Raw genomic sequence first — 13408 nt, 5'->3', positions numbered from 1 at the left:
CCCGCGGGGACCGGGCGCGGGAACGGTCGATCTCGCCGAGCACATGGTCCACATGCGGACGCACCCGCGCCCGCAACGCGCCGCTCCAGGTCTCCTCGGAGTAGCGGCAGGTGAGGTAGAGCCGCTTGGCGTGCTCGAGGACGGGGCGGTGCTCGGGCGGGAGCCGGGCGAGGGCCCAGTCGGCGGCGGCGTCCTTCGGCCTGATCCGGCCGGTGGCGAGCGTGCTCCAGATACGGGCGAGGGTCAGCAGGACGTTGCGGGTGTCGCCGTCCAGGTCGTCGAGCAGGCCGGGGACGCCCGCCAGGCTCGCCCGGACCAGGTCGGCGCGGGGCACGGGGTCGAGGACCTGCGCCGGGCGCGGGCCGGTGAGGGGGTGGTCGCCGGCCAGTGCCGTGGTGATCAGCAGGGCCAGATCGGGCATCGGCTCCGGCCGGGGAACCTTCCCGGCCTCGTACTCGGCGCGCAGCCACTCGCCGTACAGGAAGTCGCCGATCGGCGGGTACCGCCACGGCCGGACCTCGGACCGGACGACCACCGTGAGCTCGACCGGGCGGGCCGTGTCCCCGCAACCGGAGATGTCACCGCAACCGGAGATGCCGAGCAGCCCGCCCAGGAGCGCCCGCCGCTCCTGCTCGTCCATCCGCCGCCGGGACACGACCAGCACATCCACGTCGCTGGCCGGTCTGAGACCGCCGAGCACGGCGGACCCGTGGAGGTAGGTGCCGAGGGCATCCGGCCCCAGCACCTCGCCGACCAGCCCCACGGTCTCCCGAATCCGATCCACCGGGCGAGTGTCTCCCGCCGCCCGGGCCGACCGCACGCCATTACCGGACGTGGGGTGCCGCTTCTCCGCCTCTTCTCCGCTTCCCCACCGCTCCTCCGCCGCCGGACGGCGCGGCCGGTGGACCACGGCAGCCGGGCCGTGCGGAGCGGGCCGATATGAAGTTGCGCCGTGCGTTCGCGCCGACGGAGGATGACCCGTCGTGACCTCCAAGCTCTCCGCGGTGCTGCCCGACCTCTCGCCCTGGCGTTCCTCCCGGGACTTCCGGCTCCTGTGGGCGCAGGGACTGATCACGTACTTCGGCAGCTTCATGGCACTGGTCGCCCTGCCGCTCCAGATCAAGGAGCTGACCGGCTCACCGCTCGCGGTGGGCGCGATGGGCGCGGTCGAACTGGTGCCGCTGGTGATCTTCGGACTGTACGGCGGGGCGCTCGCGGACGCGGTGGACCGCGGCAGGGTCATCCTGCTCACCGAAGCCGGGCTGGGGCTGCTGGCGGTGGTCCTGCTGGTCAACGCGATGCTGCCGGAGCCGATGCTGTGGCCGCTGTACGTGGTGGCGGCCGGTGTGGCGGCCCTGGCCGGGCTCCAACGGCCCGCGCTGGACTCCCTGTTGGCCCGGATCGTGCCGCACGACCAGCTCGCGGCGGCGGCCGCGCTGAACGCGTTGCGCTGGCAGATCGGGGCGATCGCCGGACCCGCGGTGGCGGGCCTGGTCGTGGCCTACGCCGGCAACGCCCCGGCCTACGCGACGACGGTGATCTGCTTCATCGCCTCGGTACTGATGTGCCTGCGGCTCTCGCCCGCGCCGCCCGCGGAGAACGCCGACAAGCCGTCGCTGCGCGGTATCGCCGAGGGCGCCCGTTACGCCTGGTCGCGACCGGTGCTGCTGGGTACCTACGCGGTGGACCTGGCGGCGATGTTCTTCGCCTTCCCGAACACCATCTTCCCCTTCCTCGCCGACGAACTGGACGCCGACTGGTCGCTGGGGCTCATGTACGCGGCCGGGTCGGTCGGCTCGGTACTGGTGAGCCTGACCAGCGGCTGGGTGTCCCGGGTACGGCGGCACGGGCTGCTGGTGGTGTGCGGCGCGGCCGGCTGGGGACTGGCCATCGCGGCGGCCGGCTGGCTGTCCGACGTCTGGCTGGTCCTGGTGTGCCTGGGGCTGGCCGGTGCGGGGGACATGCTGAGCGGGCTGGGCCGCTCGACCATCTGGAACCAGACCGTCCCCGACGAGCTGCGCGGCCGGCTGGCCGGCATCGAGGTCCTGTCCTACAGCGTCGGCCCCCAGCTCGGTCAGGTCCGCGCGGGCGCGATGGCCGGCTGGACCGGCACCCGTCCGGCGTTCTGGACCGGCGGCCTCGCCTGTGTGGTCTCCGTGGGCCTGCTGGCCACCGCGCTGCCCAAGCTCCTGACCTACGACGCACAGACCGACGAGGACGCCCGCCGGCGCCGCGCCGCCCACACGGCCGCGGCCGGCGGACCGGGCACGGCGGACACGGTGCCCGGCGAACCCGGACCCGCCGTGGCCCGTACCGCACCCGACGTGCCTCCCGGCGCCTAGGGGGAAGCGCCGCCGCGGCGTCCGCGGTCGGCCCGCCGGCCCTTCGGCTCGGGGATCGTGCGGCCGACCTGTCGCTTCGCGCGGGGAGTCCGGCGCCGACAGGGGGCTCGGTCCTGGCGACCGACTGCTCGTCACCGGTCCCGACGGCGTCGGCAGAAGCACCCTTCTCCCACTGCTCGCAGGGGAACAGCTGGTCCACTCGACCTGCTGCTGCCCGACGAGCCGACGGACCACCCGGCCCCGCCTCGGCGGAGGAGATCGAGGCAGCCCCGGCCCGCCGCACCGGCACGCCGGTCGTGGTGACGCACGACCGGCTCCCGCGCGAACGCTTCCACGGTCCCCGCCCGGACCTCCCCGTGGCCGCCGGAAGGACCCGCCAGGACCGACGACCTCGAGCCGCCCGGTCGTCCGCGCCGCGAGTCGGGCCGGGCCGGGCCGGACGGCCGCGAAGGCCGCCCGGCCCGGCCCGGCGGTCATGCCAAGGGGGTGATCCGGATGTTGCGGAACCTGACTTCGTTCCCGTGGTCCTGCAACCTGATCGCGCCCGCCGCCGGGCTTTCCGCCCGGCCCGACGCGGTCGGTCCGTCGAGGGCCACGTCGTCGTGGACCTTCTCGCCGTTCCACACCACCGTGACGCGGGCGTCGGCGGTCTTGCGGCCGCTGTCGTCGTAGCGGGCCGCGCGGAAGACGACGTCGTAGGTCTGCCAGGTCCCGGGCGCCGTCGCCGCGTTCGTGTCCGGCGCCCGTTTCAGATAGATCGCCCCCGCCTCGTCGGTGCCCGGTGAGGTGTCGCCGTAGGAGTCGAGGATCTGGAGCTCGTAGCGGTCCTGGAGGAAGATGCCGCTGTTTCCGCGGTCCTGACCGGTGACGTCGGGGGGAAGCAGGGGGACGCGGAACTCCACGTGCAGCCGGAAGTCCTGGTACGCGTCCAGGGTGCGGATGTCACCGCAGCACACCTCCATCGACTTCTCGTCGGTGAGCGGCCACCGCAGGCGTCTTCCGTCGGTGTGCTGCCACTGGGCCTGCGAGGCGGCCGTCCCGTCGAACAGGGCGACCCGGGCTCCGTGCGGGCGGACGGTGATCAGGTCGAGGTTGACATGGCCGGTGTCGCCGGGGTCGTACCGGTAGGAGAGCGTGTTGTGTCCGGCGCGCAGCGTCAGCTTCTCGGTCCGGGTCGACCAGGAGTCCCAGTCGCCGGTGGAGGCGAGCTCCGTCTGCCGCACCTTCTTCCCGTTGGCGTACAGGGAAAGGGACTTGGTGCCCCGGAACGGGTTGGGCCCGTTGGAGTAGCGCAGGCCCACGTCGTAGGCGCCGGTCTTCGGGACCGTCACGTCGAAGGTCGTGGCGACCTTGCCCTCGGTGGCGTAGCGGTCGACGAAGCCGCTGCCGGAGTGGCCCGCGTGGTCGGTGTTGATGCCGGCGGTGCCGGTGAGGCGCGCCTCCTCGGCCTCGTACCGGGTGGCGGGGGGCGGCTGCTCGCCGGGCATCCGGTTGAGGGTGTACCAGGCCTCGGTGCTCCACAGCGGTTCACCGGAGGCCGAGGTGAAGGGGCGCGGAGAACGGAGGTGCACCACGCGGCCCGGCTTCAGGCCGTCCAGCCGGAGCTTGACGGTGCGGCCGTCCTTCGAGAGCGTCGCCGAGCGCACGGGAAGCGGTTCCTCGGCGATCTTCCGGCCCCCGTAGTCCGCGGTCGGTGTGTAGCGCCACTGCTCGGCACGGTAGCGGGCGGCGAGCTGTTCGGCGGTGGCGGCGGAGACGGGCTGGGTGTACGTCAGGTCGAAGCCACCGGGCACGGCGCGCATCGACCGGATGTCGAAGGTGTTCTTGCCGTTCGGCGTCAGCTTCTGCAGGCCGAACCTGAGCTTGCCCTCCTGTCCCCAGTTGCCGTCGGCGCCCAGGCCGCCGGCGTAGATCGCGCCGTCGGGGCCCAGGGTGATGCGGTTGACGCCGGCCTCGAGCCCCTGGGTGTAGCGGAAGACGGCTCCCTGGTACTGGCCCTTCACCTTCTCCAGGTAGGCGCGCTGCAGACCGCCGTAGGTGACGTCGCCCAGCAGCATCTGGCCGGCGAAGGTGCCCTTCCTCAGATACAGCGGAGTGGAGGGCGAGTTGGCGATCTCGTTCTGCGGCAGCCACAGCACCGGCTCGGTGACGGGGGAGTCGTCGAAGGTGCCCGGGGGCTCGGTGTAGTGGTTGAAGAAGCGGCCCTGTTCGATCTGGACGAGCTTCGACGATGGAAGCCATCCGCCCTGGTTGTCGGTGGCGAAGAGGCCGCCGCCGGGGCCCCAGCCGAGGCCGTTGGGGGTCCGCAGACCGCCCGCGACCGGACTGATGCGCCCCGTCTTCTTGCTGACCTTGTACGTGATCCCGCGCCCGGGCGCGGGCTGCGGGGTGGTGGTCGCGCCGCCGAGGTCGATGGCGACGGAGAGGTTCACGTAGAAGTAGCCGTCCCGGTAGAGCAGACCGAAGGCGAACTCGTGGAAGTTCCCGCCGTACGGCCAGGTGGCGACCGTGCGGTACTCGTCGGTCACCCCGTCGCGGTCCTTGTCGACCAGCCGGGTCAGCTCGTGCTTCTGCGACACGTACAGCGAACCGTCCACGTACGCGACGCCCATGGGTTCGCGCAGCCCGCTCGCCACCTTCTGCACGGTGACCTTCTCCCGGCTCGTCCGGCCGGTCACGTTGTCCAGCAGGTACACCTCTCCGGCAACGTTGTCGGTGCCGCCCCACGTACTGATCGCGAGACGTCCGTCGGGCAGCCAGTCCATGCCGCTGACCTGCGGCTCGAAGCCGTCCGGACGCAGGTCGGTGAGGGTCAGGTCGGGGCGTACGGAGGTCAGGGGCAGGCCGTCGCCGGGGGAGTCGCCGCTCGCCTCGCACTCCTTGCGGCCCGGCGCGGTGACCCGGACGACACCGGCGTCGGTGCTCAGCGCCTCGCGGGGCACGACCGCGAAGCCGCTCTCGCCCGGCGGCCTCCAGGCCAGTTGCAGCCGTTGTCCGCCGTCCCGCTCGAAGTGGTCGATGCGCAGCGGGTGCGGACCGGCGGTGAGGTGGACCGTGCCGTCCTTCGGCTCGCTCCCGTGGAGCCCGTCGTGGTCGATGACGGTGTCGCCGTCGATGGTCAGCCGTGAACCGTCGTCACTGGTGAGGCGGAACGCGTAACTGCCGTCCTCCGGCACGTTCAGGTAACCGGACGTCTCGGTGACGAAGTGGTCGGAGAGCCCGCCGAAGTCGGCCTCCGTGGACCAGTCGATCGTCGGCATCAGTCTGTCGTGGTTGGGGGTCTGACCCGGCTTCAGGGCGCACAGCTTGCTCAGCGGTGTCTGCACGTCGAACACGCGGAGCGTGACTCCCGGTTCCTGGGGAGGGATGTCGGCGGGAGCGGCGGAAGCCGGCGGGGCGGAGCACAGCCCGCCGGCCAGGAAGGCTCCGGCGAGGAGGGGGATGAGGTGTCTTCGGACGCGCGGGAACAGACGGTGGGGCATTGGTCCTCCACGAGTCGGGGACCGGACCGTGCCGGATATCGCTCCGGTCTGCTGCGGTGGCGCTGCACTTGCGCCGCCACGGTAGAAGACTTCTGTTTGACATGTCCATACTTTGTCATCGGAGAGTTCAAAGTCCGGGGCCGTGTGCGGTCGGGGCGGTGTGCCCTGCGAAGGAACGGGGCCGGGAAGCCCACGACCATGCGGATGGTCCTGGGGCTGGACGCCCCACGTCCGGCACCGGCGCCGTCGGCAGCCGGCCGCCGCGCAGCCCGTACCGCTGAGGGCCGTGGGCGCGCTGCTGGACGCCGGGGCGGTGCGCCGCGTTCGTGCAGGTGACAAATCGCTGTCCGGGGACGGTGCGGTGCCGCGATCATGGACCGGACACGGACCCGCCGCCGAGGAGGATCACCCCATGCCCGTACCCGCCGACCCCACGGTCCTCCACCCGATGCCCGAGCAGCCGCGGGTGGTGCTGCTCAGGCCGCTGGTGAAGTCCCCGCTGATCGAGGTCGGGGAGTACTCCTACTACGACGACCCGGACGACCCGACCGCGTTCGAGACGCGCAACGTGCTGCACCACTACGGGCCCGAGAAGCTGATCATCGGCAGGTTCTGCGCGCTGGGCACGGGCGTGCGGTTCCTCATGAACGGCGCCAACCACCGGATGGACGGCCCCTCGACCTTCCCCTTCCCCACCATGGGCGGCTCCTGGGCGGAACACTTCGACCTGCTCACGGGCCTGCCCGACCGCGGGGACACCGTCGTGGGCAACGACGTCTGGTTCGGCCACGGCACGACGGTGATGCCCGGCGTGCGGATCGGCCACGGCGCGATCATCGGCGCCGGCTCCGTGGTCACCGCCGACGTGCCCGACTACGGCATCGTCGGCGGCAACCCGGCCCGCCTCATCCGCACCCGGTACAGCGAGGAGGAGATCGCCCGGCTGCTGGCGGTGGCCTGGTGGGACTGGCCCGCGGAGCACATCACCGAGCACGTACGGACGATCATGTCGGGCAGCATCGCCGATCTGGAAGCCGCCGCCCCGGCCACCCCGCACGGGTGACGCCCGTGCGGGAGTGCCCGCACGGGCGCATCAGCCGTACGACCGCGGGGAGTTCGGGTCGCCGAGCGGTCCGGCTTCGGAGGGCACCGTCCCACCGGCACGGTGACGGGCCGCCGGGCCTCGCCCTGCCGGAGCGGCTCGTCGAAGTCGACGCGGTGGGTCCGGCCCGACCCGGACGGGTGGCGGACGAACCCGACGGGCGGTGAGGCCCCCACGGGCCGGGTCGGCGGGGAGGGGGCTTCCACACGAAGTGACGTGCCGGTGGGGCCGGTCGGGGCCTCAGGGCCTCGTCACTGGCCCACCCTGCCGTCGATGCACTCGCGCAACAGGTCGGCGTGCCCGCAGTGACGGGCGTACTCCTCGATCCGGTGCACCATCAGCTCCCGGACCGAGGTCCCGTCCTTCCCCACGCGCGCACCCAGATCCGGGTGCCCGGCCAACGCGGCGTCGGTCGCGGCCTGCTCGCGCTCCAGGTCGCGGAACGCGGCGTCGACCACGGTCTGTTCCGCGGCAGCTCCGTCGAAGTCCGCGTCCTTCTCGCCGTAAAGCTTCGGCAGCGGGTCACCGTCCGTGATCCAGTTGCGCCAGTCCCGTTCCACCTCGGTGAGGTGCCGGACCAGGCCGAGCAGCGACATCGTCGACGGCGGAACCGACCGGCGGGCCAGTTGCTCCGCGTCCAGGCCCTCGCACTTCATCCGCAGGGTCATGCGGTAGCCCGTCAGGAAGTCCAGCAGCGTCGCCGACTCGCCTTCCGGGCCGGGGCCTTCGTTCTCACGGGGGTCGTCGTCCGGATCGGTCCACATGTCGGGGTGGACGGTCGCCTGGCTCCATCGCTCGGGTCGCTCACTCATGCGCGCCATGCTCGTCCGCGGCGCTCCCGGCCCGCCACCGAATTCTCTCCGGAGGAGGAACCCGGGCGGTCCTTCACCGGCTGCGGAGCAGGAGCAGGGCGATGTCGTCGGCGCGGGCGCGGGTGCGGTGGGGGACGGCGTGGACGAGGCGGTCGGCCAGGTCGTCCAGTGGCCGGTCGCCGCTGTCGGTGAGGTGGTCGGCGAGAGCGGTGATGGACGCGGTGATGTCGGTGCCGGGGGTTTCCACGAGCCCGTCGGTGTAGAGGGCGAGGAGCGCTCCCGCGGGCAGCGGCGCGGTGGTCACCGGGTAGGAGGCGTCGACGCCGATGCCGAGCAGGGGGCCCGGCTCCACCTCGAGCACGCGGGTCCTCGGCGCGGACGCCGGGCTGCGCAGGAGCGGGGGAGGGTGCCCCGCGCTGGCCAGGTGGAGGCGCCGGGCGGCGAGGTCGATGTGGAGGTAGAGGCAGGAGACGAACAGGTCGGTCTCGAGGTCCATCAGGACGTGGTTGGTGCGGGCCAGGACCTCGCCGGGCTGTGCGCCGGCGGTGGCGTGGACGGCGGTGCGGACCTGGCCCATGAGGGCGGCGGCGGTGATGTTGTGCCCTTGCACGTCGCCGGTGACGGCGGCGGCGGTGGTGTCGCTGAGGCGGATCAGGTCGTAGAAGTCGCCGCCGATGTCCATGCAGTGGGCGGCCGGCAGGTACCGGGCGGCGACGGCGAGCCCGGGGACGGGAGGCAGGGTCACCGGCAGGAGGGCCTGCTGCAGGCCGTGGGCGAGGTCGTGCTTGGCGTCGTACAGCAGCGCGCGGTCCATCGCCTGGGCGATGAGCCCGCTCAGGGAGACGAGGACGGCGCGGTCGCCGGCGCTGAAGGAGTGCGGACGGTCGTAGGACAACACGCAGCAGCCGACCCGGCGGTCGGCGACCACCAGGGGCAGGAACGCCCATGCCCGCTTGCCGCTGATGATGAGCGTCTGCGGGTGGACGCGGGCCAGCTCGTCGGGGTCGGCGAAGAAGGACGGGATGCCGCTGCGGAGGATGTGGCCGGCGGGGGTGAGGTCGGTGTCCAGCGGCAGGCCGTTCAGGCGTGCGATGACGCGCGGGTCGTAGCTCCGATGCCCGATGACCTTCAGACGTCCGGCGTCGGCAGCGAAGACGACCATGCCCCGGGCGCCGAACGCGGGCAGGATCCGGTCGGCCACCACATGGGTCACATCGGCGACGGTGACGGTCTGGCTCAGGGCGGCCGCCAGGTGGATCAGCTGGTGGATCCGTCCCGTGCCGACGCCCTCCGGCGCGGCGCCCAGAGGCGTCGCGACACGGGGCGGCTCCTGTACCGGCTGCTGGTCCTGGTGCGGGGAGACCAGGGCGCTGATGCCGCTGTCGTCCGGGTAGAGCCGGAAGTCCAGCCACCGGTCGGGCGGGCGCAGCGCGGTGTAGGCGACGGACTCACGGCTGAAGACCGCGGTGCGGTAGTGCTCCTCGTGGACGGGGTCGTCGAGCCAGGGCACGGCCTGCCACGGCAGGGTGCCCAGGAGGCGCTCGGCGCTGCGGCCCAGGAGGCGGACGGCGGCGTCGTTGAGGTAGGTGATGCGTCCTTCCAGGTCGAGGCTGAGGGCACCGAGGGGCAGCCGCTGGACCAGGTCGGCGGCGGCCAGCCCCGCCTGTGCCGGATCGGGGCCGGACCAGCGCAGGGGCACGACACGCGGCCGGTCGGGAAGGCTCCGCGGCCCGGGGGACTCGTCCAGCACCCGGGTGATGCGCCGCGCGCTGGACAGGATGTGCCCGCGTTCGCGACGGGTGAGGGACGGCAGGTGGCTCTTGGACCACAGCAGCACCAGCGCTCCCCAGCGGTGGACACCGTGCAAAGGGGCGAAGGCCAGCGCGAACTGGTAGGGCATCCCGGCCGCGGCGTGCGGGTACAGACGGGCCATGTCCTCCTGCCGTCCCACCCACACCAGGTGGCCCTCCCGCACCGCCTCCGGCAGCGGGCCCAGGGCCGACACCGCGACGCGCTCCCATGGGGCCACCGCCACCAACGGCAGCCCGCACACCACCGCCAGGCCCAGGAACGGCTCGGTCGCCGACAACAGGTAGACGACCCCCCCGCCAGAGCCCCCGTACGGCGCACCGTGGCGACGAGCGCCTCGCCCAAAGCCCTCTCGCCGTCGAACCCACCGGAACCGCCATTCTTCACATAACGGACAGTACGGTGCGGACCGTCGGCGAGCGAAGCGACCGCCGCCACCGCCCGCACGGGCGGGTCGCGGTCCGCCTCCGCGCCGGCCGTCGCTCACCGGCCGCCCACGACCATCGTCCGGGAGCGATCTCGTCGAATGGGGCCGCTCCGGCCCGGAACCGGACACGGCCGGACAGGAGCACCCGGCTTTCGTCATCGGTCCCCGTCCCGCGACGCGCCCCGCCCGCGCCTGCGCTTATCGTGGTCGGGGGGAACGATCGGACCTCCTGATGACCTCCCCCCGGCCGCCGACCGACGCGTTGGGCCGGTCAAGCGATCGGCCCCGCCGGTGACGATCGCCCCCGTCAGATCTGGAGTCGCTCATGACCACCGCCCGGGACCTGTCGATCGTCGCCGCCGACCCGGAGACCAACCCCGCCGTGGAACAGGGCGACCTGTCGCTCGCGCTGGCGGGCGCCGAACTGATCGACCTCATCGACTCCCAGGCGGTCACCCTCGACGGTGACCGGCTCGTGCCCGGCGCGTCGCCACGGACCGACGATCCCCTGCTGCGGGAAGCCGAGTCGCTGCTCATACGGCGAGCACCCCACGAAACCGTGGTGGACTGGCTGTGGCGCCGGGGCCGTGACCTGGCCGCGCGCTATCGGGCCGCGCTCGAAGCGGAAGGACTGGTGGCGCCCGCACGGCCCCACCGCAACCCGTTCAGCAGGAGCCGTCCGGCGCCGACGGACTCCCCGGACCTTCGTCGTGCGGCCGACCGCTGGACGGCCCGCGAGCCCGTCCTCACCGGCCTCGCGGCCGCCGCCGGGATCACCGACCAGCAGGAGGCCGCGCTCACCGGTCTGACGGACGAGCAGGGCGCCGTACTGGGAGGCGTCTACGACGCCGTCACACAGCTGGCTGCCGTACGGCAGCGCAGATCGATCGAGAAGGCGGCCTTCGACAACATCTGGCGGGGCCAGTGACGCGGTGAGGGCGGGCCGGCCCCCGACCGCCCGGCGACGGTCCGGCCCGACGGCCGCGGTCCTGGTCCGGCTCGGAGGCCCGCCCCGACCCCCTTCGGCTTCCCCCTCTCCTTCCGGTGCGCGGCGGCCGGCCCGCGGCCGTCCGTTGCGCCGAGGGCGCCGCTCCTGGGTCCGGACGCACACACGGAGACCCGTCGGGTCGTCCGGGTCACCACCGCGAACGGGCCCTTCGCGAGCGCCGAGCGTGAAGTGAAGTGCCCGTCCGGGCCCGGTCGCGTACGGCCGGCCGTCGAGGCGTGCGGGATCCGCCGCGACGACTCCTTCGAGCCGGGCCGGAAGCGGCCGGAGGAAGGTCAGGCGGGAGCGTCGGCGCCGCCCGGGTCGTTGGGGTGGGACTGCAACTCCGTGACGACCGCGGTCATCCAGGGCCACAGCGGCAGGGTGCCGAGCACCTTCTGTCGAAGTTCGGTCTCGTCGTCGGCGCGCCACAGGCCGATGCTGCGCGGTTCCCCGACCGGGCGCCACAGACGTACCAGATGCCCGCCGGCCGCGAGCTCCCCGGCGCGTACGGCCTCCGCGGCGCGGACCCGGTCGACCTCGGCCGGGTCGGTGCCCTCCGGGATGGTGGTGGTGAGTTCGACGAGGAACTCCCGCATGTCGTTCTCCGTTCTCTCCGCTCGGTGAAGGCCCCCGGGGTGCCCGGCGATCAACAGGACGTGGGGAAGCACCGGGCGGCGGGGCAGCGGTCGGTCGAGGACCGTGCCGCAGGGGCGTCACGTCATCCGGCCGACCCGGTCCCGGTAGGTCTCGAGAACGCGCAACCAGACCTCGCTGATCGTCGGGAAGGCGGGGACGGCGTGCCACAGCCGGTCCACGTGCACCTCACTGGTGATCGCGACGGTGGCCGAGTACAGCAGTTCCTGGGTCCCGGGACCGACGAAGGTCACCCCGACGACGGTTCCGCGGTCGGCGTCGATCAGTACGCGCGCCTTGCCGCGGTACCCGTCGGCGTACTGGGCCGCGCCGGCGACGCGGCCGATGTCGTGGTCCACGACGTCGACCCGGCGCCCGGTGCGCTCCGCCTCCCGCGTCGTCAGCCCCACACTGGTCACCTCCGGCTCGGAGAAGACCACTTGGGGCGTGGCGGCGCTGTCGGCCGTCGAAGCGTGCGCGCCCCACCTGCCGTCGTCGAGCGGCTCACCCTCGGCGCGCGCTCCGATCACGGCGCCCGCGATGCGCGCCTGGTACTTCCCCTGGTGTGTCATCAACGCCCGGTGGTTGACGTCGCCGACCGCGTAGAGCCATCCGTCGGGGACGTCCGTCACCCGGTAGGAATCGTCCACGGCCAGCCAGTCGCCAGGGGTCAGACCGACGGTCTCCAGGCCGATGTCCGCCGTGTGCGGTGCGCGGCCGGTCGCGAACAGGATCTCGTCCGCGACCAGTGAGCCCCCGTCGGACAGGGTGATCCGTACGGGACTTCCCGCCTCGCCCTCCCGGACGACTTCGGTCACCGACGTGTCGAAGCGCAGGTCCGCACCGGCCGCGCGCAGGGCGTCCGCCACCATCTCCCCGGCGAACGGCTCCATCCGGCTGAGCAGTCCCTTGTGCCCGCGGACCAGCACGGTCACCCGGGATCCGAGCGCCTGCCAGGCCGTGGCCATCTCGACGGCCACCACACCGCCACCCACCACGGCGAGCCGCTCCGGCACGTACCGGGCGGCGGTCGCGTCACGGTTCGTCCAGGGGCGGACCTGTTCGAGCCCCGGAAGATCAGGGAAGGCGGTGATGGTTCCCGTGGCCACGCCGACGGCGTGCCGGGCGGTGAGGCGTACGGTCCCGCCGTCCGCGGTGTCCACCACGACCTGCCGCGGCCCGTCCAACCGGCCGTGGCCCCGCACCAGGTCCACGGACACGGAACGCAGCCAGTCCACCTGGTCGCCGTCCTGCCAGTGGGCGGCCATCTCGTCCCGGTGGGCGAAGACCGCGGGAACGTCCAACGGTCCCTCGGCGGCTCGCCTCAGCCCCGGCACCCGACGGGCGTCGGCCCGCGCCACCACCGGACGCAGAAGCGCCTTGCTGGGCTCGCACGCCCAGAACGAGCACTCCCCGCCGAGCAGCTCGTTCTCCACGATCACCGAGGTGAGTCCGGCGGCGCTCGTACGATCGGCCAGGTTCTCGCCCGCGGGACCGGCACCGAGAACCACCACGTCGCAGACGCGAGAAGTGCCCTTCATCCCTGCTCCCGTCTTCATTCGACTTCCAGCCGCCGCACGGCGCACAGAAGGGGGGAGACCACTGCGTGACGACGGGACCCGTTCGACGTCGCGGCAGCGCTTCTCCATCTTCCTCCAGCGGGGGAGACATCGCCTGGCGGGCCGGGACCCCCGCCCGTGTTCCGGCACCGCGGCGCGCGACCGTCCGGTGGGCCCGGGCCGGGACCGCGCGTTCCCGGCGGGCCGACGCGAGGTCTTCCGCCCGGCGCGGGCCGCCTATCGCCCCCGTCCTC

8 protein-coding genes and 1 pseudogene are annotated in these 13408 nt (G+C 73.0%); 3 read left to right on the top strand and 6 right to left on the bottom strand.

The window, feature by feature from the left end:
- Positions 1-784 (bottom strand): aminoglycoside adenylyltransferase family protein (locus B7L92_RS03515; RefSeq protein WP_081236032.1); only part of this gene is annotated, 784 nt, incomplete at its 3' end.
- A 199-nt stretch (positions 785-983) separates the two neighbouring features.
- Here B7L92_RS03515 and B7L92_RS03510 point away from each other — a divergent pair.
- On the top strand, positions 984-2342 hold the full coding sequence (locus B7L92_RS03510; protein WP_081236029.1) for an MFS transporter: 1359 nt from the start codon (positions 984-986) through the stop codon (positions 2340-2342).
- Between the two features lie 473 nt (positions 2343-2815).
- On the opposite strand, the gene B7L92_RS03505 is transcribed toward B7L92_RS03510, so the two are convergent.
- The gene (locus tag B7L92_RS03505; protein WP_081236028.1) at positions 2816-5824 is read right to left on the bottom strand and encodes a 3-keto-alpha-glucoside-1,2-lyase-like domain-containing protein; all 3009 of its coding nucleotides are present in this window, start codon (positions 5822-5824) and stop codon (positions 2816-2818) included.
- 412 nt (positions 5825-6236) lie between these two features.
- Here B7L92_RS03505 and B7L92_RS03500 point away from each other — a divergent pair, with 412 nt between their 5' ends.
- Complete coding sequence (locus B7L92_RS03500; RefSeq protein ID WP_081236027.1) at positions 6237-6887, top strand: CatB-related O-acetyltransferase; 651 nt, start codon at positions 6237-6239, stop codon at positions 6885-6887.
- Between the two features lie 290 nt (positions 6888-7177).
- On the opposite strand, the gene B7L92_RS03495 is transcribed toward B7L92_RS03500, so the two are convergent.
- Together B7L92_RS03495 and B7L92_RS03490 are read right to left on the bottom strand one after the other, a co-directional pair.
- Positions 7178-7747, bottom strand: a complete 570-nt coding sequence (locus B7L92_RS03495) for a DinB family protein (protein ID WP_081236026.1) — start codon at positions 7745-7747, stop codon at positions 7178-7180.
- Positions 7748-7811: 64 nt separating this feature from the next.
- Positions 7812-9934: pseudogene (locus tag B7L92_RS03490) on the bottom strand (PP2C family protein-serine/threonine phosphatase).
- Positions 9935-10299: 365 nt separating this feature from the next.
- Here B7L92_RS03490 and B7L92_RS03485 point away from each other — a divergent pair.
- Entirely contained in the window at positions 10300-10902 is a 603-nt protein-coding gene (locus tag B7L92_RS03485; RefSeq protein WP_081236025.1) for a GOLPH3/VPS74 family protein, read from the top strand.
- Positions 10903-11255: 353 nt separating this feature from the next.
- Here B7L92_RS03485 and B7L92_RS03480 read toward each other — a convergent pair whose 3' ends face one another.
- Positions 11256-11558 (bottom strand): muconolactone Delta-isomerase family protein, encoded by a 303-nt coding sequence (locus B7L92_RS03480; protein ID WP_081236024.1) that lies wholly within the window; start codon positions 11556-11558, stop codon positions 11256-11258.
- Positions 11559-11675: 117 nt separating this feature from the next.
- Positions 11676-13136 (bottom strand): dihydrolipoyl dehydrogenase family protein, encoded by a 1461-nt coding sequence (locus tag B7L92_RS03475; protein WP_081236023.1) that lies wholly within the window; start codon positions 13134-13136, stop codon positions 11676-11678.
- Positions 13137-13408 lie beyond the last annotated feature (272 nt).

This window comes from Streptomyces viridosporus (assembly GCF_002078235.1).
Classification (GTDB): domain Bacteria; phylum Actinomycetota; class Actinomycetes; order Streptomycetales; family Streptomycetaceae; genus Streptomyces; species Streptomyces viridosporus.
The sequence above is the reverse complement of the archived record's forward strand: the minus strand, read 5'-3'. Positions and strand labels throughout refer to the sequence as shown.